This window comes from Pseudomonas sp. Irchel s3h14, from assembly GCF_900187425.1.
In the GTDB taxonomy this organism is placed as follows: domain Bacteria; phylum Pseudomonadota; class Gammaproteobacteria; order Pseudomonadales; family Pseudomonadaceae; genus Aquipseudomonas.
This window is the reverse complement of the sequence record NZ_FYDJ01000007.1, coordinates 13798-37338: the sequence shown is the minus strand read 5'-3', so window position 1 is coordinate 37338 and position 23541 is coordinate 13798. Positions and strand designations below refer to the sequence as shown.

General features: G+C 56.3%; 21 protein-coding genes, 2 tRNA genes and 1 pseudogene. 8 read left to right on the top strand and 16 right to left on the bottom strand.

Going from position 1 to position 23541, the window contains the following annotated elements:
- The first annotated feature begins 7 nt into the window (after positions 1-7).
- Positions 8-1012, top strand: coding sequence for an LLM class oxidoreductase (locus CKW16_RS15455; RefSeq protein ID WP_027620508.1), 1005 nt, complete (start codon positions 8-10; stop codon positions 1010-1012).
- Positions 1009-1956 (top strand): nuclear transport factor 2 family protein, encoded by a 948-nt coding sequence (locus CKW16_RS15450; protein ID WP_095129124.1) that lies wholly within the window; start codon positions 1009-1011, stop codon positions 1954-1956. Before CKW16_RS15455 ends, CKW16_RS15450 begins: the two co-directional genes overlap by 4 nt.
- A gap of 18 nt (positions 1957-1974) precedes the next feature.
- Here the strand turns inward: CKW16_RS15450 and CKW16_RS15445 are convergent, their stop codons facing one another.
- The 5 genes from CKW16_RS15445 to CKW16_RS15420 all read right to left on the bottom strand — a co-directional run bounded on the left by CKW16_RS15445 (position 1975) and on the right by CKW16_RS15420 (position 7694).
- Positions 1975-2991, bottom strand: a complete 1017-nt coding sequence (locus tag CKW16_RS15445) for a substrate-binding domain-containing protein (RefSeq protein WP_095129123.1) — start codon at positions 2989-2991, stop codon at positions 1975-1977.
- Positions 2992-3152: 161 nt separating this feature from the next.
- A complete protein-coding gene (locus CKW16_RS15440; RefSeq protein ID WP_027620510.1) occupies positions 3153-4115 on the bottom strand; it encodes a cyclase family protein in 963 nt (320 codons plus the stop codon).
- A gap of 47 nt (positions 4116-4162) precedes the next feature.
- The gene (locus CKW16_RS15435; protein ID WP_256580491.1) at positions 4163-5254 is read right to left on the bottom strand and encodes a glycerol dehydrogenase; all 1092 of its coding nucleotides are present in this window, start codon (positions 5252-5254) and stop codon (positions 4163-4165) included.
- A gap of 75 nt (positions 5255-5329) precedes the next feature.
- A complete protein-coding gene (locus CKW16_RS15430) occupies positions 5330-6100 on the bottom strand; it encodes an SDR family NAD(P)-dependent oxidoreductase (protein WP_095129121.1) in 771 nt (256 codons plus the stop codon).
- Between the two features lie 655 nt (positions 6101-6755).
- Positions 6756-7694: a LysR family transcriptional regulator gene (locus CKW16_RS15420; RefSeq protein ID WP_027620513.1), complete on the bottom strand. Its 939-nt coding sequence runs from the start codon at positions 7692-7694 to the stop codon at positions 6756-6758.
- Positions 7695-7815: 121 nt separating this feature from the next.
- Between CKW16_RS15420 and CKW16_RS15415 the strand changes: the two genes are divergently transcribed.
- Together CKW16_RS15415 and CKW16_RS15410 are read left to right on the top strand one after the other, a co-directional pair.
- Positions 7816-8742: an alpha/beta hydrolase gene (locus CKW16_RS15415; protein ID WP_027620514.1), complete on the top strand. Its 927-nt coding sequence runs from the start codon at positions 7816-7818 to the stop codon at positions 8740-8742.
- Positions 8743-8909: 167 nt separating this feature from the next.
- Positions 8910-10094, top strand: a complete 1185-nt coding sequence (locus tag CKW16_RS15410) for an MFS transporter (RefSeq protein WP_256580490.1) — start codon at positions 8910-8912, stop codon at positions 10092-10094.
- Positions 10095-11028: 934 nt separating this feature from the next.
- On the opposite strand, the gene CKW16_RS15405 is transcribed toward CKW16_RS15410, so the two are convergent.
- The 4 genes from CKW16_RS15405 to CKW16_RS15390 form a co-directional block, all read right to left on the bottom strand.
- Complete coding sequence (locus CKW16_RS15405) at positions 11029-12351, bottom strand: integrase arm-type DNA-binding domain-containing protein (RefSeq protein ID WP_095129119.1); 1323 nt, start codon at positions 12349-12351, stop codon at positions 11029-11031.
- A gap of 172 nt (positions 12352-12523) precedes the next feature.
- A tRNA-Leu gene (locus tag CKW16_RS15400) sits at positions 12524-12610 on the bottom strand.
- Positions 12611-12805: 195 nt separating this feature from the next.
- Positions 12806-12879, bottom strand: a tRNA-Cys gene (locus CKW16_RS15395).
- Between the two features lie 203 nt (positions 12880-13082).
- Positions 13083-13304, bottom strand: a complete 222-nt coding sequence (locus CKW16_RS15390; protein ID WP_033055179.1) for a DUF3079 domain-containing protein — start codon at positions 13302-13304, stop codon at positions 13083-13085.
- A gap of 185 nt (positions 13305-13489) precedes the next feature.
- Here CKW16_RS15390 and CKW16_RS15385 point away from each other — a divergent pair, with 185 nt between their 5' ends.
- Genes CKW16_RS15385 through CKW16_RS15370 form a run of 4 tightly spaced genes read left to right on the top strand, consistent with a single transcriptional unit; the run spans position 13490 to position 16597 of the window.
- Positions 13490-14020 (top strand): iron transporter, encoded by a 531-nt coding sequence (locus CKW16_RS15385; RefSeq protein ID WP_095129118.1) that lies wholly within the window; start codon positions 13490-13492, stop codon positions 14018-14020.
- Positions 14021-14353: a cupredoxin domain-containing protein gene (locus CKW16_RS15380; protein ID WP_095129117.1), complete on the top strand. Its 333-nt coding sequence runs from the start codon at positions 14021-14023 to the stop codon at positions 14351-14353.
- Between the two features lie 22 nt (positions 14354-14375).
- Entirely contained in the window at positions 14376-15230 is an 855-nt protein-coding gene (locus tag CKW16_RS15375; RefSeq protein WP_095129116.1) for an FTR1 family protein, read from the top strand.
- Entirely contained in the window at positions 15218-16597 is a 1380-nt protein-coding gene (locus CKW16_RS15370; RefSeq protein ID WP_095129115.1) for a 4Fe-4S binding protein, read from the top strand. Before CKW16_RS15375 ends, CKW16_RS15370 begins: the two co-directional genes overlap by 13 nt.
- A gap of 33 nt (positions 16598-16630) precedes the next feature.
- On the opposite strand, the gene CKW16_RS32850 is transcribed toward CKW16_RS15370, so the two are convergent.
- The 7 genes and pseudogenes from CKW16_RS32850 to CKW16_RS15340 form a co-directional block, all read right to left on the bottom strand.
- A complete protein-coding gene (locus CKW16_RS32850) occupies positions 16631-17335 on the bottom strand; it encodes a methyl-accepting chemotaxis protein (protein ID WP_371918033.1) in 705 nt (234 codons plus the stop codon).
- A 420-nt stretch (positions 17336-17755) separates the two neighbouring features.
- Positions 17756-18250: pseudogene (locus CKW16_RS32845) on the bottom strand (MCP four helix bundle domain-containing protein); the annotation flags it as partial.
- A 93-nt stretch (positions 18251-18343) separates the two neighbouring features.
- Entirely contained in the window at positions 18344-19039 is a 696-nt protein-coding gene (locus CKW16_RS15360) for an anaerobic ribonucleoside-triphosphate reductase activating protein (RefSeq protein WP_046052648.1), read from the bottom strand.
- Positions 19036-19203, bottom strand: coding sequence for an anaerobic ribonucleoside-triphosphate reductase (gene nrdD / locus CKW16_RS15355; RefSeq protein WP_095129113.1), 168 nt, complete (start codon positions 19201-19203; stop codon positions 19036-19038). The genes CKW16_RS15360 and nrdD overlap by 4 nt, the downstream gene beginning before the upstream one ends.
- A 32-nt stretch (positions 19204-19235) precedes the next feature.
- Complete coding sequence (locus CKW16_RS15350) at positions 19236-21251, bottom strand: ribonucleoside triphosphate reductase (protein WP_095129112.1); 2016 nt, start codon at positions 21249-21251, stop codon at positions 19236-19238.
- A gap of 307 nt (positions 21252-21558) precedes the next feature.
- On the bottom strand, positions 21559-22551 hold the full coding sequence (gene moaA, locus CKW16_RS15345; protein WP_095129111.1) for a GTP 3',8-cyclase MoaA: 993 nt from the start codon (positions 22549-22551) through the stop codon (positions 21559-21561).
- Between the two features lie 25 nt (positions 22552-22576).
- Positions 22577-23536 (bottom strand): peptidylprolyl isomerase, encoded by a 960-nt coding sequence (locus CKW16_RS15340; RefSeq protein WP_095129110.1) that lies wholly within the window; start codon positions 23534-23536, stop codon positions 22577-22579.
- Positions 23537-23541 lie beyond the last annotated feature (5 nt).

The window sequence follows — 23541 nt, the reverse complement described above, 5'->3', positions numbered from 1 at the left end:
TTTAGCAATGACTTCTCTCAGCCCTTCCCTTGAGCTCAGTCCCGAGCTTGCAGCTCATCCGGCCTATTCGCGAGTGTTTCAGCCCGAAGGCCTCACCTTCGGATACATCATGCCCTTGGAGGGCTATCCGAATTCACCGTTTCCCACGCTGCAGGATCATCAACGCCTTGCTCGCATCGCGGACGAGGCTGGATTCGCAAGTCTGTGGATGAGAGATGTGCCCTTCTATGACCCGAGCTTTGGTGATACTGGTCAAATGATCGACCCGTTTGTATATCTGGGATACCTGGCTGCTGTTACCAAAAACATTGCCTTGGGCACAACGGGCATCGTTCTTCCGTTACGTGAACCACTGATCGTCGCTAAGCAGTCCGTTTCGGTCGACCAGCTAACCGGCGGTCGTTTCTTGCTAGGGCTATCCAGCGGAGATCGCCCAATTGAATATCCAGCATTCGGGATTGATTTCGAAGCGAGAGAAGAACGATACCGGGAAGGCTTTGAGCTGATTAAGACAGTCACTGAAAACAGCTTCCCAAGCGTCTCAACCAAACTTTTCGGCCAGCTGGAAGGCTTGCTAGACATGGTACCCAAGCCAGTTGGCCCTCGACTCCCCATGATTGTCGTGGGCCGGGCCCGTCAGACGCTTGAGTGGATAGCCAATAATGCCGATGCCTGGATTTGGCATCTGAGCGACTTCAATCGTTTGCCCGGCCTCATCCGCGAGTTCCGTTCTGCCAGCCAGACCGGCAATGCAAAACCATACGGCTACGCGACATTTTTCGATCTGGCGAAGGATCCGAACACACCGCTGGAACGCGGCTACAACGGAATAAGGATCGGGCGTAATGCTCTCGTGGAGCTCTGGAAACGGCAACAGGATGAGGGCGTTTCACACGTGGCACTGAATATCAAACCTCTGCAGCGACCAGCAGCAGATGTCCTGGAGGAGATGGCTGAGTATGTCCTGCCACACTTTCCCATAGGCCAACCTGCCTCGCAGGTGACCCAGTGACCGGCTCAAGTGATCGCACCGCCATCAAGGGCGTTATAGCCACCTTTCTGAAAGCCTGGGAGAGCGGTAATTGGGACTCTGCTGGGGATATGTTCACTGAGAATTGCCAGTTGGTGACAAGCCACATGTCCGCTCATGAGGGTGGACGCAAGATTGTCAGAGCTTTCCAGCAAGACCGTGCCAAGGCTGATGGCTTTTCAGTGAAGGCAACCAATCACTATGTGGGTGGTGGAGAAACCGACGCCACTTTCAGTCTCTACGCCTATGGCCATATCAGCAAAGCCACAAAGTCGGCCACGCTCGGATTTGGTATGACTGTCACAGGCTCTCTGAAAAAGACAGCAGGCACCTGGCGCCTCGACAGCGTGCTGATTGCCTTAAATTGGGTAACCGGGGACTACTCGCTTGCAATTCACTGGCAGCTTCCACCAGGTGACGACGGATGGAGGATTGGCGACCCAGCCCCGACCATCGTTAGCGAGCTGAATTCGCCATGGCTTGCTTTCCCTGACTCAACGGCTTCGGTGACCAGTGCGGAGTGTATTGCTGAAACCTACGCTCGTTACTCATGGGCGCTGGATCAGGCTGACATGCAGCAGCTTGCTCATTGCTTTACCAACGACGCCGCTGGTGATTTTCAACCGATGGGCCTTATTGAAGGGCGCCACGCGATCATCGGCTCCTTCAAAGAGTTTCGTCGGCCCTGGCCGTGGATGCAGCATTTCGCGGAGGTGCTGGAGATCAAGTCCGACGAGGAAAAGGGTATAGCGGAAATGATTGTCGGCAGAATCATTCCGGGAAACTCACACGCGCAAGATGGCACGCCTCTCTATGGCGCGCATTACCGGATGCGGCTTCGTCGCAAGCATGAAGGATTCTGGCAACTGACCTGGAGCGAGTACCGCCCAGGCTGGTTCAATGCCAATGAAGCACCAAGAGTTTAGTCCCTTCCTGAAAACGCTCTAAGGCCGTGGCGCCGTACTATCTCGGACGACGAGTTCGATTTGTATGCGCTCGCGGCGTGCAAGTGGGCGTCCCTCGATCAGCGCAACGATGTTGTTGGCGCTGCTGATACCAATTTTCGAAGTCGGCACCCTGACGGTCGTCAGGGCTGGTACGTAGGCAGCCGCGAACTCGATATCATCGAACCCGCTGACTGATAGTTCTTTGGGGACGTCGATCCCATTGGAGCGCGCTTCCGCCAACGCTCCGATACAGGTGAGGTCAGTGCTGCAGACAATGGCTGTAGGCTTGGGGTTAAGCTCCATAGCAATCCGCAGCCCGGCGCGCCCTCCCTCAATCGTGAATGGCTGCTCAATAATCCGTTCACTTGAAAGCTCTATCCCTGACTCGAGTAGCTGAGCGGTGATTCCTTTCAGACGGTATTTTGCCCGTTCGTTGTTAGAAACAACGCCACTGATCATGGCGATACTTTGATGACCAAGGCTAAGCAAGTGCCTGGCTATCAATCGACCACCCTCCTCATTGCTGAACCCCACGCAGTGATGGTCGTGAGCACCATCAAGGGACCACATGAGAATGAATGGGCATTGGGCGGCAGTTAGTGCTTCATAAATTTCAGGACTATGTTCAGTACCCACCAACAGTAGGCCTTCGACGCCCCGCTCAATCATGTTCCTTACGTTTACCAGTTCTTGCGCCTGGTCGTATTCATGGGAAGAAATGATCAGGTGATACCCAAGCTCCGTTAGCCTTAACTGAAGGGCCTGGACAGCTTCAGCGAACGCTGGGTTGTTAAAAGTAGGAAAAACGGCTCCGATGCTGTGCGTACGCCTGGATGCCAAAGCACGCGCGGCCCCGTCTCGCAGGTACCCGAGCTCTTGAACAGCTGCTTGTACTTTGGCCAGCGTGGCAGGTTTCACTAAGTGCGGGACAGCCAATGCTCTTGAAGCACTCCCCATCGAGACGCCCGCCAATTCAGCCACGTCCTTGAGCTTCGGTTTCTCGATTTTTTTCATTGGAGATTCAGCATCCTCGATCGTAGCGCGGAGACAGGACGATCAGAAGAACGCCCTCGATTTGCGCAGAGGATGATAAGCCAACAGCCTGCCGTTCGGGAGCCGTTAATTGGAGGGAAAAACCTGAGAGCGGCGTTTCTGCTGCCCCCAGGCAAAAACACTTATTTAATGACGATCGGATTCACAGGAGCTCCGGTTCCGCCAACGACCTTTAGAGGGGCTGCGGTATAGAGAAACGTCCACTGACCGTCCTCAGCGCAGTCCTCAGCGAGAGGATCAAGCTGAGCGATCTCAGTGAGAGTGATGCCTAAGTTCCTCATGAGTGCGTTGTGCAACGGCAACGCAACCCCTGACACGGGATCGACGGTGACTTCGTTAGCGATGGTGTCGGTGACAATGTTCGGAATTTCCATCTCCTGAAACCACTTCACCAACTCAGGGCTGTAGGTCAGGCCTGGCTCGATAAAGTCTTTGTAGAACTCTTCCGGGTCGCGTTTATAAAACGAGCCAATCCATCCAGTGCGGATGATGAGAATGTCACGCTTGTTGATAGAGACGCCTTGAGCGCGGGCCGCAGCCATTAAATCCTCATGGTTGAACGTTTCACCTGCATCCAGCACGTCTTTACCACGGTGGCGCGCTATGTCGATCAGGATGCCTCGGCCAACAATGCCTTTTTCACCCAATGGAGCAACGCTCGCCTTGGCCAGGGAACCGATAGTGGTATCGGCGCTGTAGCCATTCCAAATCTGATCGTCGTACCAGACATGCCCAAGGGCGTCGTACTGAGTTGACCCTTGAAGATGAAAAAACATCACGTCGTCGGCGAACTCGTAAGAGCCCGGAAAATGTGGGCCTTTGCCACAGTTGTAGTGACCACGATCCATGATATTCATGCGTTTTGACTGGGAGCGACCAGGCCAGACCGGGTCACCAGCAGGATCTGCCATCCGCACCTGCAAAGTAAATGTCTTGCCTTGCTTGACCTCTTTGACCCCTTGGAGAACTTCGATACCTGTAAGGTAGTTGAGTGAGCCTACCTCATCATCCGGGCCCCACTTACCCCAGTTCTTAGGGGAGTCTTTGAGCAAGTCATGAATATGCGGAACGGTCTTGTCTGTCATTTTCTGAGCCTCTTTTATTCTTGGATTAGCTGTGCTGCATTTAGCGGTTAGTTGAAACGTTCGAATCGTTGTCCCAGCTCGTCAGCACGAGCGAGTCCTCGGACGAGTCGTTCAGCCGTAAGGGCTGGCGCCATATTTTTTGCGTACACCGCACCCAGTGTTGCCTGGACGACAATGTCCAGTTCCTCAGAGGTAAACGCAGACGTCTGGCCAAGGCCGTCGAGGGTGACGGGCAGATTCACATCATTCAGAAGCTGAGCGACCTCTAGGATCTCTGAGTCTGGGCGCTCTTCGACGGACATCTGCACCAGCGTCCCGAATGCGACAAGCTCACCATGCAGCATGGAAGTAATCGCAGGAATTGCCGTAAGACCTCGCACAAGCGCATGAGCTAGCGACAAGCCGCCACTCTCGAACCCAACGCCACTGATAAGGACGGTTCCTTCAACAACCCGCTCGACATCATCATTAACCTCGTGCCGGCCTACTGCTTGGTAAGCGCTGTACCCGTAGGTCATAAGCGTCTTAAACACAGCCTCTGTTAGCAGCAATGCAGTGTTCAACGCTGGAGTACCAAATGAGTTATTGCCTCCGGCAGACTGACATTGTTGCGCCTCAAACTTTTTACTGATGGCGTCGCCGATGCCTGCGGCGAAAAACCTTGCAGGCGCACGGACAATCACTTCGGTGTCCACGACTACTGCAGAGGGGTTCATGTTCAGGTACTCGACACCAACGACCTTGTGCGCCTCGTCGTAAAGCACAATCAAACGGCTGGTTGGGGCGTCGCTGGAAGCAATGGTCGGGCATACGACGATGGGGACGTTAAGCTGAGCAGCCATCCCTTTAGCCGTGTCAATTGTCTTACCCCCGCCCAAAGCGATGATGGTGTCTGGCCTGTAATCTGCTGATCGCTCACAGAGAGACGCAATTGCCGCTTTAGTGCATTCACCAGGAAAAACGATACTGTTCGCCTCGAAGCCATGCTCTGACAATGCATTCCCTACCTCAGGCCACAGATGCCTCGAGACGAACTCGTCGCACAAGACCAAAGGGCGCGATTGCCCCATATCGGAAAGGATTCTGCCAAGCTGCTTTAGCGCGTCTGGCCCTTGCTCGTATCGGCCAGGAAAACCCATTGTTCGAACCATGCCACCACCCGCTGCTGAAAAACTGTGAGATAAATCGTTACGTTGAATACGAGCCCGGATGGATCAGCGCATCAACCAGCCACCCGCCACATCCACAACTTGGCCCGTGATGAAGTCGCTGTCGTTTGAAGTCAAAAAGCATGCTGCTTTAGCTACCTCAAGTGGCGTTCCAAGACGGCCCAACGGAGTCTCATCAACGACTGCCTGGTTCGCTTGCGCAGAAACGGTTTTAAGAAGCGGCGTTTCGATGCGTCCCGGAGCCAGTGCGTTTGCAGTAATGCCATAGGGCCCGAGCTCACCTGCCAGGTGACGGGTAAAACCGATAATCGCGGCTTTAGTAGCGCTGTAATGCGCCGCGACAATAGGCAAATAGGCGCTGCCGGCGACGGAAGACATGTTCACGATTCTTCCAAAGCCGCGCTCAACCATTCCCGGCGCGATGGCCCTAACCAGGTTGAACGAGCCAGTGAGGTTGATGCCGACGACCCTTTCCCATTCCAGAGGATCCATTTCCCAAATCGGTGCGGGTGCGCCCTGATGTTTGGGTGACACGCCTGCATTGTTGATCAAGGTGTCGATCGGGCCGAGCTGCTCACTAAGCTCAAGACAGGCTCGACTGCATTGCGCGAAATCTGATACGTCAGCTTTAGCCCAAGCCACCAAATGTCCGGCAGCAATGAGTTGCCGGGAAAGCTCGGAAACTGACTGTTCGTCGAAATCTACCAAGGCAACCCGCGCGCCCTCCTCGCAGTACAGCCGGGCAATTGAGGCACCGATCCCCCCTCCTGCCCCGGTAATGAGAACTGTGCGTCCTGAATGTCGAAGATTCGTCATGCCAAATTCCCCGCGCTAAAAAAACAGAAACAAGAGGCGGTGATGCTCAAACGCGTCCGATGCCGCGCTGGCTGACCGAAAATTTCGGACTCATGTAGGCGGGTGGTTTTAGGAGATTTGCGTGGCGAAGCCAGTGCCCCCGTGCCGGAGCGGTCTGTGACTTTAGGTAAGAGAGTGGCGAGGGCAGCCTGCGTCGTTGACCGAGCGAAGGCTAATGATGCAGTGATCATTATGATCTCCAGACTTGCCTAGGAAAACGGCAAATATGAATCGTTTCATTCTCATAGCCTGCGGTCATAAGCCAACAAAATCCATGATCTTTTCACGACTCTATTTTTTGTATTTATTCTCGAAAGAGATATTTATGAAGCGCTTCATTTTTATTCGGATATTTGACCGCTGTCAAGCTGTCTGCACGGTCACTTCCCCCGCAAGGAGCGCCAGTAGCTCCTACGAAACGCAGTCATGAGCATCTGCGCCAATCATATTGAGGATGTGAAAAACACCGGCGCACTAAGCCTCTGAGACACTGGCTCCTTCGGCAGATGCACGGAACACGGGCGCAGTGCCCACGCCTGGGAGTCGATGCTCAAGTGAGATGAATACGCGATGCATAGGCTAGGTATCGACTAGACGAGCGGGCCTCGCTCACGGGTCAGGCAGAGTGAATGCCTTCCGCAGAATGCTGCTCCCATGGTGGGCATGGTGACCAAGCCTCCACGAGCTTATCGATGAAGAGTCGAATTTTTGGAGATAGGTGCCGCTTGCTAGGGTAGATCACCCGAATAGGCTCTGCGGCCTCTGCATACCCAGCGAGCAATTGAACAAGCTTGCCGCTCCTCAAATCGTCGTTCACCACGTAGGAAGGAAGAGTCGCGATGCCCAGGCCAGCTACAGCTGACTGGTGTAATGACTCAGCACTGTCCATCTGTAGCCTTCCACCATGAGTAACGGACACAGAGCTACCATTCACGCGAAAATTCCAAGGAAGCAATCTCCCACCGCTCACGAAATGCAGGCACTGGTGCTCGGATAAATCCTCCGGCGTTTTAGGCTCGGCATGCTCAGCCAAATATTTGGGGGAAGCGCAGGTAATCATTTGTTGGTAGGCCACAGTGCGCGTTAACAACCGAGAATCTTCCTTCGGTGGCCCGATGCGCATGGCCAAATCAAATCCCTCATCGATCAGATCGACCAGCCTGTCAGAAAAGGTGATATCCACGCTCAGGGAGGGCCAATCTTTAAGGCAGCACTCAATGTGCTGAAGGACATGAAGTCTGCCCAGCGCAACCGGCAGACTCATCCGCAGTCGCCCACTGGGTGTCGAACGACGAAACGCAAGGGCATCCTCCACGTCGTCCAGATCCTGAAGAACGCCCACACAGCGCTCATACAGAACCTGGCCGTCATCCGTCATGCTTAAACTTCGCGTAGTGCGATTCAGTAAACGTACCTGTAAACGAGCCTCAAGCCTGACTATCGACTTCCCCACTGCAGAGCGCGTAAGGCCAAGCTGTTTTGCCGCCGCAGTGAAGCTTCCAGCGTTTACCGAGCTCACAAACGCGGCAATGTCATTCAGGTTATGGAGTTCCATACGGCCTCGGTGGTCTCAACGTTCGGGCGGCTTAGCACCTGTTATGGGGAACCCTATTCCCCAATACTAAGCATAGTATCTCAATTAGCTAATCCACTCCCAACGATCAATTGAGGTCATTATGAACACTAAAGTCCAAGCAGCCGTCCAAACCTGGGCCAATAGCCTTAGCGATCTGGTACCCGTTCTTAAGGGAATCGATACCACCACAAAAATGAGCGACATCCGCGACTCTTACGCAAAAATGCTCGCGCAAAATCCAGCGCCAGCTGGCGTTAAATTCGAAGCAGTCGACATGGGTGGCGTACCCGGCACACTGGTTACTCCGGACGAGATCAAAACCGACGCGGTCGTGATGTACATCCACGGCGGCGCCTACATTGTAGGACGTCCAGACGGCTACCACGGTATCGGCGGCAACTACGCGAAAATGCTCGGTGCTCGTGTGTACATGCCGGACTACCGCCTCGCTCCTGAGCACAAGTTTCCAGCATCTATCGACGACACGTTACGCGCTTACGAATGGTTGCTTGAGCAGAAAATCCCGGCTAACAAAATTGCGTTCTCTGGCGAGTCGGCTGGCGGCGCAATGGTTGTCAGCGTCATGGTCGCGGCTAAATCGAAAGGGCTTCCATTGCCTGCGGTTGGCTCCTCCATCTCACCATGGGCGAACCTTGAACACACCGGTGCTTCCATGAGCAACCGTGAAGGTCTGGATCCTCTGAACTCCAAGCCTGTCTTGGACATCCTCGCCAGAGCATTCCTAGGCGACACATTGGCCAATCATCCTCTGGCCTCACCTGTGTTCGCGGACGTCACCGGTCTTCCACCAATCTTGGTGCAGATCGGCGAGAACGAGCTGATGTTGAGTGATGCAATGCGCCTTGCAACTCACCTGGCTGATAACCGAGTTCGCGTGAACCTGGAAGTATGGCCTGCTATGTTCCACGCCTGGCACTTCTACGCCACCATGCTGCCAGAAGGTCAGCAGGCTATGGAGAGTTCCGTTCGCTTCATCGAGGCTGGCTTGGCCGACGCTAACCGCTAAAACGCAGAACAACCGCGATAGCTTTGTGGCTGTCGCGGTTTTGCTCATCCTGCTTCTATAAAAGCTTCATCAGGCGATTCAGAGAGCCTGAGTAAGCGCCCTGCCCAACCCGAGAAAATTTCACCAAACGCCCCTTCTTGGCAGGCCGTGTCCACTGAACTCAGAAGATGGTTTTTCCGATGACAACAGACCGCAGCACGATCAACCCAAGGGTCTATGCGCTGACCTTCACTGCATTTGTAATGCTCTCCTCTGAATTTATCGTCGCAGGTTTACTACCTGAAATTGCAACATCGCTGGCCATCACTATTGGCGCGGCGAGTGGGCTGGTGACAGCTTTTGCTTTAGGCATGGGCATCAGCGCGCCAATCATTGGTGTTCTAACACACCGGGCCTCGAAACGATCCCTTCTCATCGCCGCGTGCGTGGTACTTGTTCTCGGAAACGGGATTTCCGCAGTCTTTAGCGACTACTACATCATCCTCATTGGTCGCGTACTAGGAGGAATCGGTGTTGCTGTTTTCTGGACAAACGCCGCTCTGGCCGCGAAGTCACTGTCGCAAGGCCGCAATGAAAGCATGGCGATTGGTAGAGTCTTGGTAGGAATCTCGATCGCATCGGTCGTAGGCGTCCCGGTCGGCAAGCTCATCGCAGACGCCACCAATTGGCGGATGGCAATGTGGATGATGACAGCGCTGAGCAGTGTGGCTTTGTTAACTGTGTGGATTTGGGTGAGGCCTACTGAAGAATCGCGGCAGAAAGAAAACCTGCGCGACGCCCTGCGTGTAGCCTTCAAGCCGGACGTATCAATGACCTTGGTCAGTTCATGCTTAATGTTTGCTGGCGTTGCCTCGATATTCAACTTCTTGGCTACCTTCCTGGAAAAGGAGACCGGCCTCGGTGAGATGAACGTCACACTGATCCTATGTCTCTACGGCGTCGCAGACATTGTGAGCAATTTGATCCTATCCAAACGTGTGAAGGACGATCTTGGGCCACTGTTCAGACGGGTCTTGGTGACCATGGCCGTGGGCATGTGCGCCCTGTCAGTGTTTGGCAATCTCAAATGGGCTGTACCACTCGCCGTCATCATCGTTGCCAGCAGCCACGCTGGTGTCAGCCTGCTTATCGGAATAGACGTGCTAAAAAGGGCTGGGAACGCTGGTCAGTTGATCAACGCCATAAACGTATCAATGATAAATCTAGGCATCGGCATTGGTGCAGTCATTACTGGATTGGTGATAGATCGCGTAGGCGTTAACGCCATAGGTTGGGTTGGCGCATGCTTCATTTCTTTGGCGCTGTGTGTCCGATGGAAAATTGAACGTAGCCACGAACAGTATGGTAGCTGAGTTGTAGACCGTTGCTTAACATTACCCTGCGCCTTAAAGGAACGCCGGCTAGCGCGGGACACTCCAGTTCGATACCCAAGCGTCACGGGCTCAGCGGGATGACTGCTGGAACTAACACTCCAGTAACGCACAAATGAAAAGGGCTCCATGGGGCCCTTTTTGTACTCAAACCTTAGTCACTTGGTGAGCCAGGACTCAACGGTGGTGGAACCGTGTTTAGCTTTGCAATCCTTCTGAATCGCCCCGGCTTATCTAGACACCTTGCAAGCTCAACGAAAGCGATTAGCCGCTACTCATCCTCATAGTGGAGAGACACACTGAAAGCCATCAAATCCCCCATTGCATCACCGCCAGGGCGCGCACTCGCAATTGTTCGTGGATCGCATGCGAATGGGGGCAAAACTGGGGGCATAGTTGGTTTTTCTAAGCCTAGAAGCACCGTCCTAGAGCCAAGTCAAAATGTTTTTTGGAGAGCAAGAGTTTGACTGTAAATAACAGACTCTAGACTCGCAGCGCTTTGTACGCGGAGCAAGAGCCATAGCTGGACTTACAGAGACAATCGGCAGTACCGGCGGCAGGGCTGGATGGTGGCGCATTCAACTCAAGCGCGTCATTTTTCCTTCGTAGTTGAGAGGTCTTGCCAAATGGTGTTCTTCTGCGCAATAAAAAATCCGACTCAAGGGCAGCGTATCGCGATCATTAGCCCGTAGAAATCAGATGTTGACCGTCATTTTTCGAGTGTCTTCCGGTGCCTCATATGGCGCGAGAACTCCTGCCCTCCAGCGGCAACTCGAAAAACAACGAACTCCCATCAGAAGCACTCAAGTGTAGCGGTAACATCCATCGTCACCGCTCGAAGTTAACGCCTCAGTTTGAGCCCAGGGCACTACACACGATCCGCTTGGTCACGTCGAAATTATCCGAAGTGAGGGAATCAATTGGCGAACGATCTTTTTGTCGCCAATCGAGTGACATTCTCGCCGGCCAGATTCGCAAACTCATGAGGCGTGACATGCTCCTGAAGATTCGCCGTAAGGTACCGGCTCCACCAGTTCATGATCAACCGACGCTCCTCAATGAACTCTGCCTTGTGAATGTAGGCAGCTCGAACGCTGTTGCGTTCTCTATGACTCATTTGCCTTTCGATGGCCGTCTCAGACCACAGACCTGACTCGATCAGTGCACTACAGGCCATTGAGCGGAATCCGTGACCACAAATGTCTGTCTTCGTGTCGTATCCCATGGTGCGCAACGCTTTGTTCACGGTGTTTTCTGACATCGGCTTCCAGGCCCTAGCATCACCGGCAAACACCAGGTCGAATGTGCCAGTGAGGGTGTGGATCTGTTCAAGCACGGCCACAACTTGCGGCGATAAAGGCACCAGATGAACATCGCCCGCCATTTTCGTCCCCCGTGTTGAATGGCGTACGTCCTCCAGCTCCGGCCGAGTATCCGGGATCTCCCATACGCAACGCTTAAGGTCGAACTCACACCAACGAGCGAAACGTAACTCACTCGAGCGAACAAACACGTGCAGCGAGAGCATGAGCGTTAGCCGGGTCAGCTCTCGGCCCTTGTAGGCATAGATTCGTGCCAGCAATTCAGGCAGGCGTGACAGGGGCAATGCAGGCCGATGGGAGACTCGCGGCGCTTTGATCAAGCCCTGAAGATCGTACGCAGGGTTTATCGGAATAAGACGAAGGCGTTTTGCCTCACGCATAATACTTTGCAGGTATCTTTGTACCCTTAAGGCGACGTCAATCGTTCCACGTTTTCTGATCGCCTCCAAAGGTTGCATCAGATCATAAGTATCGAGATCAGCAATCGCGCGAGCACCGATAAACGGGAACACATAGTTATTCAGACGGTTGAACACATTTTTGGAATGGTCGGGTGTCCATCTGGCCGACATGTTCTTGTGCCAGTCCAACGCAACGCTTTTAAAAGTACGGCCGTTAACAGCATCTTCCGTTTTGGCTTTACGCTTGTTCTCGACGGGATCAATGCCGTCTGCGAGCATCCGCTTCGCATCTAAACGCTTCTGGCGAGCTTCGGCCAGGCCAATCACGGGATAGCTGCCGAGGGAGGTCAACCCCTCCCGGCCGTCAGGCTTTACATACCTGAGACGCCAGCCTTTACGACCATTGGGTTGAATTAGGAGATAGAGACCGTCGCCGTCGAAAAGCTTGTAGGGACGGTCCGTTGGCCTTGCTAAACGGCAAGCAGCGTCGGTAAGCGGAGCAGTTGTGCGCGACATAAGGGTATCATCCTTAATCGAACCAAAGACTACCCCTAACTCTACCCTCTAAATGACTGGATTAGAGAAGAATGGACGAGAATCCGACGGAATGCTAAAACGAAAAAACCCGCCAGAAGGCAGGTTTTTCAAGGCTTCCAAAGAACTCAAAAGCGCTCAGTGGAATGCAAGATGGTGCCCGAAGCCGGAATCGAACCGGCACGCCCTTACGAGCGGGGGATTTTAAGTCCCATGCGTCTACCAGTTTCGCCATTCGGGCGGTAGCGCGGTGAAGCAGTCTGAAGACTGTCAAATAACGATCTGGCAGTTCTGACGCCTGTGCAGCAGAGGGGGAAATATATACATCCCGCCCCGTCGAAGCAAGTTTGCGACTGACCTTTTCAAGACTAAATCTTGCAGGACAGCGCAAATAAAAAAGCTCCGTAAATCATAGATCTACGGAGCTTGTTTAAAGTGGAGGCCGAGGTCGGAATCGAACCGGCGTAGGTGGATTTGCAATCCACTGCATAACCATTTTGCTACTCGGCCTCAAACATCTGATGTCATGTAGCACAACACCAAACGCGTACAAACTTGGAGTAAGATTCGTGATCTAACTCCTTGAAAACATTGAGCTTTTTCAGCGGTCAGTGCTTTCGATGGCGTGAATTATGTACTGATTTCCCGAGGCTGGCAACCCCTTGATTTCAAAAAAAATTCCGTCCGGTGGTTTCTATGTTTAAAGGGGTTGCTCAGCCCTTCAGACCGGGATCGTCCGTTACGTCTTCGACCGCGATCAAAGGTTCAATGCCCCAGTCGCCATGCAGATACCAATCGTCTCCGATCATTTCGGCTGGATGCATTGTCCTGTCGGAGCCATTGCCGCACGCCAGGGAATTGGCTGGACAGTATCTGTCGCAGCCCCAGCAAATGCGCTCGGGATGTTTGGGGCTGATGGGAAAGTTCTTGGCCATGTCGCTCCCCGGTTCGCCTCTAGGATGAGCCTCCAACCTACATCGCCTGCGCAAGAACGCTCTTGATACGGATCAAGGACTGAAATCGAATGCCTTAATCGCTGAAAACTTGATAACAATCATTATTATTCGCAGGAAAGCTTCCTACACTCGGGTTCCTACTCGTTTGTGCCCAGGAAGACATCATGCGTACGACCTTTTCGCTGTCACTCGCCCTGCTCTTGCTCACACCGTTGGCTCAGGCCAAGGAATACCCGATCGGGGAACCCCAGTTGTGTCCAGGGCTGGAAGTCGGGGCGGTGTATTTGCAGCCGATCGAGATGGCGCCTGCCGGAATGATGCGGGCCACCGCGGATTCCGATGTACATCTGGAAGCCGACATTCGTGCCACGGCGGACAATCGACAGGGCTTTCAGGAAGGCAGTTTCGTGCCTTACCTCAATGTCTCGTTCAACCTGAAAAAACAGGGCAACGAGAACGAACTCAAAGGCGATTTCCATGCCATGGTCGCCAATGACGGCCCGCACTATGGCGACAATGTAAAGCTGCTCGGTCCAGGCAAATATCAGCTGACTTTCACCGTCCTGCCACCCGACGGTCATGGGTCCCTTGGCCGCCATACCGATAAGGAAACCGGTGTGGCTCCCTGGTTTGAACGCTGCGAATTGCACTACGAATTCATCTACGCCGGCATCGGTAAAAAAGGCGGCTATTGAATGAAGCGCCTGCGCAAGGCATGGCTGATGCTTGCCGGAGCAGTTGCGCCGTTCACGGCTTATGCCGAATTACCGAGCTATGAACTCGACCTGCGCGATGGTCACTTCACTCCCGCCCTGTTGGAGGTGCCGGCCGGACAGCGCTTCAAGATCATCCTTAAAAATATCGGTCAAGGGCCAGCAGAGTTCGAGAGCACACCATTGCGGGTTGAAAAAGTACTGTCGCCGGGCGTGACGACTTTCGTAGTGATTCATCCCCTCAGACCTGGCCACTACCCCTTCTTCGACGAGTTCAATCCACAACTGCCCGAGGGCGGCATCCTCGCGAAATAACCCGTTCAAACACGGAGTTTTCATGAATCAATCAATGTTCATTGTCTGGCGCGAAAGCGTCGAGGCGCTGCTGGTGATCGGCATTCTCCAGGCCTGGGTCAGCCAGCAGCATCAGGGTGATCGACTGGCGAAGTACTTGTGGGCCGGTGTTGTGCTGGGATTGATGCTTTCGGGCCTGCTGGCGGTGTTGATTCTGTTTGCCGGTGAGGCCATGAGCGGCTCCGCCAGTGAATGGTTCCAGGCCGCACTCGCGCTGGTGGCCAGCCTGCTGATCGTGCAAATGGTTGGCTGGATGCACCGTCACGGGCGCACGCTCAAGCACGATTTGCAACGACACGCCGATAGCCACCTGGCCCGGCAAGGTGGCGCAGGTCTGTTACTGCTGGCCATGCTCGCCGTCAGCCGCGAAGGCAGTGAAACGGTGGTCTTTCTCTATGGCGCCGGTGCTCAGTTGCGAGGTCCGCAGCTCGGTTTGTTTGCCATCGGCGGCGCAATGGGGCTGGTGCTGTCGGCGCTGACTATTACCCTGCTGCACAGCAGTCGCCAGTTCATTTCGTGGCAGCGATTCTTTGCCATCAGCGAAGCTGTTTTGCTGGTACTCGGCGCGGCATTGCTGGTCAGCGGCACCGAGCGAATCGGCGGTCAATTACTTGCCATGGATTTACCGGAGGTGATGTACAGCCTCGTTGGCGATGCGCTTTGGGACAGCAGCGCATTGCTCAGCGACAGCCATGGACTGGGCGGTTTTCTCGCGGGTTTTGCCGGTTATCGTGCGACGCCCAGCGGCATGACGTTACTGGTGCTGGCCGGTTATTGGCTGGCCGTCGGCGGTTGGCTGCGTCAACGTGCTGCGGAAAAAGTCCCATGCCTGAGCTGAGTCGCCGCAATCGTTTACTCCAGCGCCTGGGCGACGGCATGCGTCGTCATGCGCCCGTGATTCGTGCCGTGCAGTGGGTCGTTGTGTTGTTCTACGCGTTGCTGTTGGTGATCCCGGCGGTGTTGCCGCTGCCGGACAGCCAGGCACGGCTGCTCGATAACCTGACCCTGCTCGCGCAGTTTTTGTTCTGGGGCGTTTGGTGGCCGTTCGTGCTGCTGTCGATCGTGCTGTTCGGCCGACTCTGGTGTGGCGTTCTCTGTCCGGAAGGTTCACTCAGCGAATGGGCCAGCCATTACGGCAAAGGTTTGGGTGTGCCGCGCTGGTTGCGTTGGGGCGGCTGGCCAACCCTGGCGTTCTGCCTGACGACCCTCTACGGCCAGTTGATCAGCGTCTATGACTACGCCCAGGCGGCGCTGTTGATCCTGGGCGGTTCGACTGTCGCCGCAGTCGTCGTCGGGCTGCTGTTCGCCCGGGGCAAGCGCGTCTGGTGCCGTTACCTGTGCCCGGTCAGCGGCGTCTTCGCCCTGCTCGCCCGTCTGGCTCCCGTGCATTTTCAGGTCGACGAACAACGCTGGATGGACAATGCCGCGCCCCGCCTGCCGCCGCCCAACTGCGCGCCCTTGCTCGATATCCGTCGTATGCAAGGCGCCAGTGACTGCCACGCCTGCGGACGTTGCAGCGGACAACGCGGCGCCGTTCAGCTGATCGCCCGCTCCAGCAACCAAGAGATTCTTCACGCAACGGCGCAGACGCTTTCGCCGTGGGACGCGCGCCTACTGCTGTTCGGCGTGATCGGCCTGGCCATGGGCGCCTTTCAGTGGACGGTCAGCCCATGGTTCGTTGCCCTCAAACAAACCCTCGCCCAATGGCTGGTCGAGCACGACCAACTCTGGGCTCTGCAGGACAACGCGCCCTGGTGGTTGCTCACTCATTACCCGCAGCTCAACGACAGCTTCAGTTGGCTCGACGGTTTCAGCATCGTCGTTTATCTGAGTTTGAGCTCGATGGTGTTGGGCACGGCGCTGATGATCCTTCTGCACCTGACGGCTCGACTGGCGCAAGATCCTGCACTGTATTGGCCCCTGGCGCTGACACTCACGCCCCTGGGTGGTGCGGGATTGTTTCTCGGGCTGTCGGCCACAACGGTGAAATTGCTGCGCTATGAAGGTCTGCTGCTGGAATGGGTACAACCGGCCAGGGCTTGTTTGTTAATGGCCGCGATGGGCTGGAGCCTGCTGCTGGGATGGAAACGGTTGGACCGCGAAGGCCTTTCCCAGGTTCGTCGCTGCGTTGGCAGCACTTGCCTGTTACTCGCCACCGGCCTGGTAGGTTTCGGCTGGTGGTTGCAGTTCTGGGGCTGGTCCTGAGCGCCCTCATCCACAACCACCACCCCGAATTACCTAGACTTTAAAACGCGCCACCGTCTGGTGCAGCGCCCCGGCCATCTGCGCCAAATCGTGACCCGCGGTGTGAGTATGTTGGGCACCCAGCAAAACCTGCTCGGACAAGTTGCGAATCCCCATCAGATTGCGATCCACCTCCCGCGCCACCAACGCCTGCTCTTCCGTAGCACTGGCAATCATCAGGTTGCGCTCGTTGATCTGTGAGATTGACCGGGTGATCTCATCCAGTGCATCGCCCGAGCGTTGCGCCACTTCAAGGGTGGCCCGAACCAGGTTGCTGCTGCTTTGCATGGCCGTCACCGCGTGGCCGGTATCGAGACGAATGTTGCCAATCATCTGCTCGATCTCCTGGGTGGACTCTTGAGTGCGATGCGCCAGAGCGCGCACTTCATCGGCGACCACGGCAAAACCGCGTCCGGCATCACCGGCACGGGCCGCTTCAATGGCCGCGTTGAGGGCCAGCAGATTAGTCTGCTCGGCGATGCTGCGAATCACGTCCAGCACCTTGCTGATGTCCTGCACCCGGCCCGCCAATTGCTCGATGCGTTGTGAGGTGTCGGTGACGCCATCGGCCAGTGCGCCGATTGAAACCACGGTTTCCTGAACCTGTTCACGCCCGCGCTGCGCGGTTTGCTCGGACTGCCGCGAGGCCTCGGAGGTGCTGACCGCATTGCGCGCCACTTCATCGACCGCAGCGGTCATCTGGTTCACAGCGGTGGCCGCCTGCTCGATCTCCAGCCCCTGCAATTGCAGGTTACTGCTGGTCTGGCTGCTGACCGCACTCAGTTCTTCGGAGGAACTGGCCACCTGGTCCACCGAAGTCGCGATGTGCTTGACCATGGCATTCAGACTTTGCTGCATCTGATGCATGTTCATCATCACGCTGCCGCCGACACTTGAGTTCACGGGCACCTGAATCGTCAGGTCGCCTTGAGCGATCTGACTCAAAAACCGTGCGGCATCATCCGGCTCGCCGCCCAATGGACGGGTCACACTGCGCGTGACGATCACCGCCGCGGCGATGACCAACGCCACACAGAACACAAACAATCCAAGCATATTGCGCCGGGCATCGCTGTACAGCTCCTGCGCTGCCTGTTCTCGGTCGGCGAATATTTTCCCTTGCAGCACCATCAACTGATCCAGGCTGCTATAAACCTCGCGTTCGGCCGGCACGACCTTTTGTTTCAGCTGTGCCATGGCGTCATCGAAGGCCCCTTGCCGGATCAACACCTGCACTTGAGTGAACGCCGCCACGTAGGCTTCGCGATTCTTCTTCAGCGCGGCATAAGCGGTTTTGCCCTCGGGCAAATAGAACAACGGCTCAAGCGTTTCGAGTGCCTGAGTAATCCGTTTCTTGGTGGCGTCGATTGACTGCTGAACTTGCTGATTGTCTTTATCGATCAGCAAATCACGGGTGTTCCTGGCGTTATCGCGCACGCCGGTGGCAATGACCATGATCGGATCGATCTTCGGCCAGTCCTGCTTGACGATGACTACCGCCTGCTCCTTGAGCGTTGCCAGATCGTGCAACGCGTAAAACGCCATGCCCATCAATGCCAACGGCGCGATTGCAAAGCCGATGACGATACGTTGTGCTGTCGTTAATTTGGCCATATCAAATGCTCCCAGTTTGATACCTGCCGATTGGCAGCGCATTTGAAAACCTAATGATGGATGTCACCGCTAAACGTAAAACCCCAGCCCCGGTTACCCCCGTAATACGAAGGCTGGAAACAACTCGCGCATGGCTTCCCACAGTTCAGGAAGCAAGGCTTGTGCCGAAACACTCGGCAGCAGCGGATCGAACATCCGCTCAGTGCGAACCAACTGCACGGCGAAGCGTTTGACACCGAGTTCGCTCAAGCGCTTGGCGAGGATCAGCAGACGCGCCGGCTCGAACAGATGCCAATGCACGGTGGTGCGACATTCGTAGTCGACACCGCTGGCCAGCAGATGCTCAAGGCTGCGCCAGTTGGCGGTTCCGCTGCCCTCGACCCGGGTGATCGCCTGGCAATCTTCGGGCAACGCCTTGACATCGAAACCGACCCAATCGGCCCCGGTCAGTGCCTTGGCGAACGCGGCGGGTTTGATCCCGGCGCTGTGCAAACCGATGCGAAATCCCATCGCCCGCACCTCATCCATGGCACCGAGCAAACCGTCCTGCAAGGTGGGCTCTCCGCCACTGAACACCACCGCATCGAGCAGGTCCTGACGCCGTTGCAGAAACGCCAACACCCGCCGCCAATCCACCTCGTCTGTGCCACGAGGCGGGATCAACTGCGGGTTGTGGCAGTAACGACAACGCCAGGCGCAACCCTGGCAAAACAGCACGCAGGCGAGCTGTCCCGGATAGTCGATAGTGGTCAGGGGCACCATGCCCCCGACCCGAAGCGTTCGACTCATTGGCGCCCGGCCAATGCCGCGCCTTCAGTGAAGTGCACCCGCTCGCGGTGCTCCGACTGTTTACCCGGATTGAACGCCGACACAGGGCGGTGATAGCCCATTACGCGAGTCCAGACTTCGCAGCGTTGACGTTTAGCCTGGGGCAATGTTTGCGATGCAGTCATGGTGAAGCTCCTTGCAGTTGAGTGGATCGAAATCAATGAACGGTGCCGAGTTTCTGTTCTTGCAGCAGCAGTGCTTCGTCGCACTTGGGGCAGAACTCGTGCTCGCCATCGAGGTAGCCGTGCACCGGGCAGATGGAGAACGTCGGGGTCACGGTCAGGTACGGCAGGCGGAAGCGGCCAAGGGCTTTGCGCACCAGTTGCTTGCAGGCCTCGGTCGAAGAAATCCGCTCGGCCATGTACAGGTGCAAGACCGTGCCGCCGGTGTATTTGCATTGCAGCTCGTCTTGAAGTTCCAGCGCCTCGAAGGGGTCTTCGGTGTAGCCCACGGGCAGTTGCGAGGAGTTGGTGTAATACGGCGCTTGCACACTGCCGGCCTGGAGAATGTCGGGGTAGCGCTTGAGGTCTTCCTTGGCGAAGCGGTAGGTCGTGCCCTCGGCCGGCGTCGCTTCCAGGTTGTACATGTGGCCGGTTTCTTCCTGGAAACGCAGCAACGTGGCACGCACATGATCGAGCATCTTCAGGGCAAACTGCCGGCCGTGCTCGGTGTGCATGCCCTCCTCGTCGCCGGTGAAATTGCGCAGCATTTCATGCATGCCGTTGAGGCCGATGGTGGAAAAATGGTTGCGCAAGGTGCCCAGGTAGCGCTTGGTGTACGGGTACAAACCGGCATCCATGTGGTGCTGAATCACCTTGCGCTTGACCTCCAGGCTTTCCATCGCCAATTCCATCAGCGTGTCCAGGCGCTGCAGCAAACCGCTGGTATCACCCTTGAACACATAGCCCAGCCGCGCACAGTTGATGGTGACGACGCCGAGCGATCCGGTCTGCTCCGCCGAGCCGAACAAGCCGCCGCCGCGCTTGAGCAACTCGCGCACATCCAGCTGCAAACGGCAGCACATCGAGCGCACCTGATTGGGCTGCAAGTCCGAATTGAGGAAGTTCTGGAAATACGGCAGGCCGTAACGCGCAGTCATCTCGAACAGGCGGTCGGCGTTTTCACTGTCCCACGGAAAGTCATGGGTGATGTTGTAGGTCGGGATCGGAAAGGTGAACACCCGTCCTTTCGCATCGCCGGCCTGCATCACCTCGATGTAAGCGCGGTTGAGCAGCTCCATTTCGACTTGCAGGTCGCCATAGGCAAACGGCATTTCCTCACCGCCGATGACAGGTATCTGCTCACGCAAATCCTGCGGGCACACCCAGTCGAAAGTCAGGTTGGTGAACGGCGTCTGGGTGCCCCAGCGCGAAGGCACATTGAGGTTGTAGATGAACTCCTGGATCGCCTGGCGTACCTCCTGAAAACTCAGCTGATCCTTGCGCACATAGGGCGCCAGGTAGGTGTCGAACGAGCTGAACGCCTGGGCGCCGGCCCATTCGTTTTGCAGGGTGCCGAGGAAATTCACCATCTGCCCCAGGGCACTGCTCAAGTGCTTCGGCGGACCGGCTTCAACACGCCCCGGCACTCCGTTGAGCCCTTCGTGCAACAGGGTGCGCAGCGACCAGCCGGCGCAGTAACCGGCGAGCATGTCGAGGTCGTGCACATGCAAATCCGCCTCGCGGTGAGCCTGACCGATGGCCTCGCTGTACACCTCGTCCAGCCAGTAGTTGGCGGTAACCTTGCCCGACACGTTCAACACCAGACCGCCCAGGGAATAGCCCTGATTGGCGTTGGCCTGGACCCGCCAGTCTTCACGGTCAAGGTATTCGTTCATCGAGGTCGCCACTTCGACCATGGTCCGCCGATCGCGGCGCAAGCGCCCGTGCTGTTCGCGGTAGACGATGTAGGCCCGCATGGCGAGGAAAAAACCGGCGTCCATCAACACCCGTTCAACACGGTCCTGGATTTGCTCGACATGGAGTCTTGGCAATCCTTCGAGCCTGGCCAATACCGCCTGAAGCAAGCCTTCAACCTCAACCTCGCCGTACTCCCCCGTCGCCTTGCCGGCGGCGATCAATGCCTGACGGATTTTGTCGGCATCGAAGGCGACCTGACTGCCATCGCGTTTGTGCAAGCGGTTACATCCTACTGCGATCAGCGTGCTCTGCATTTGGCCTCCAGACACTACATATAGATGTTTAATTAATAATCAACACAACATGCGGTAAGGCTACGGACAAAGTGCTGATCTGCAATTGATCGATATCAAGATTTTCCGGCAAAAAAAACGCCCAAATGCAGGGCGGATAAAAAACACTTAGGCCAGCGAGAATCTAATGTGGGAGCGAGCTTGCTCCGGGCGGCGTTCCGACGATGACTGCAGCACATTCAACAGTGATGTCGACTGGTCTACCGCTATCGCGAGCAAGCTCGCTCCCACATTGGTTCTCGGTGTTTTACAGAATGCGCAGGTCAGTTCAACCGCCACTCATGTTCATGAATCTGACAATCTGCACCTCCCCTTCAGGGCTGAAATCGTGGCGCAGCGGCTTACCGCGCAAGGCCTTCTGCACCGCATTGATCACCGGCTGATCATCCAACGGATACCGCCGCAGCAATCCTCTTAAATCCAGGGCATCGTCCTGCCCCAGACACAGCAACAGCTTCCCTTCAACCGTCATCCGCACCCGATTACAGCTGCCACAAAAGTTGTGGCTGTTGGGCGAAATAAAACCGATCCGGGTCTCGGGATGGCGCTCCAGACGCACATAACGCGCCGGGCCGCCGCTGTTTTCAGTGCTGTCGAGCAAGCGATGCTGGCTGGCGATCAGCGTGCGCACTTCGTCGCTGGAACAGAACGATTCGCCCCGGGAACGACCGACGTCGCCCAAGGGCATTTCTTCGATAAAACTGATGTCGATGCGCTGGTCAATGGCGTACTGCACCAACGCCGGGACTTCATCGAAGTTGCGCCCTTTCATCACCACGCAGTTGAGTTTGATCCGCTCGAACCCCGCGTCCCGCGCCGCTTCAATGCCATTGAGCACCTGGTCGAGATCGCCGATGCGGGTGATCGCCCGAAACTTCTGCCCGTCCAGGCTATCGAGGCTGATGTTCATCCGCTTGACCCCGGCGTCGACCAACGGCCGGGCCAGACGGCCCAGTTGCGAGCCGTTGCTGGTCATCACCAGTTCGCGCAAACCGGGCAAGGCGGCGATGTTGCGGCACAGCCCGACAATGCCGGGACGGATCAGCGGCTCGCCGCCAGTTAGACGGATTTTGCGTACACCCAGGCCAACGAACAGCGTCGCCAAACGCTGCAACTCCTCCAGCGTGAGCACCTGCTGACGCGGCAGGAACGTCATGTTTTTCGCCATGCAATACACACAGCGAAAATCACAGCGGTCCGTCACCGACATCCGTAGATAATCGATCTGCCGCCCAAAACCATCCTGCATCACAGCGTTCATCACTTCTCCCGGTTTGCCTCGATGCTCACTGCACCAGCGGTGAGTCGGCGCCCTGCAAGTGGATGCCACGAATATCCGCCGCACCAATCAGGGTTTGCAGGTATTGCACCAGCGCTTTCTGCCAGACGCCTTGCTGCAACTGCGTGCGGATCGCCGTCGACACCACTTCATAGGGCAACGGCATGCCTTCGATTCGCTGATCGACACTGATCACATGCCAGCCGTAGCGACTTTCCAGCGGTTTGCTGGCCAGGCCCGGTGCCAGGGTGAATAGCTGACGTTCCAGTTCGGGCACGGTCTGGCCCTTACTGATCTGCCCTAAAGAACCACCCTGAGCCTTCGACGGGCAGGCCGAATATTTCACGGCCAGCTCGGCGAAACTGCCGGGGAATTCTTCCAGTCGTTGCAGCAGAACTTCCGCCTGATCATGCGCAACGGCGCGCGCCTCGACATCGTCCGGCGCACATTCGAGCAGGATGTGCCGCACTGCCAGCAACGGCGCGCTGTGGAAGCGTCCGCGATTGTTTTCGTAGTAACGAAGGCTGGTTTCCTCATCGCACTGCGGCACGTGCACTTCACGTTCGAGGAGCAAGCGCGTGGCCGCTTCTTCTTCGTTCTCACCGGCGCCGATCTCCAGCGACACACCGAGCTCGGTGATGCGCTGCTGCAACAACTCGCGGATCACCAGCGCCCGGGCGGCCAGGTAGACCGCCTCCTCGCGGCTTTCGGCCGGGTGATATTGTAGCTCCTGGGCCATCGCCTCCGAAGTGATCGACACCTCGTTGACGCTGATGATCGGCCACTCCTGTTCACTGCTGGCGATCAACTGCGCCGGGGCGTCATCGCCCCCTGCGGGTTCAACCGGCAGCGCTTCAAACTGCGCCTCTGCGACCGGCGCGATGTCTAGAACGGCCTCCGCTTTTTTTGAAGAACCGCAGCCACCGCTGCCGCCGTTACCACCACCACATCCACATCCACCTGACATGATTG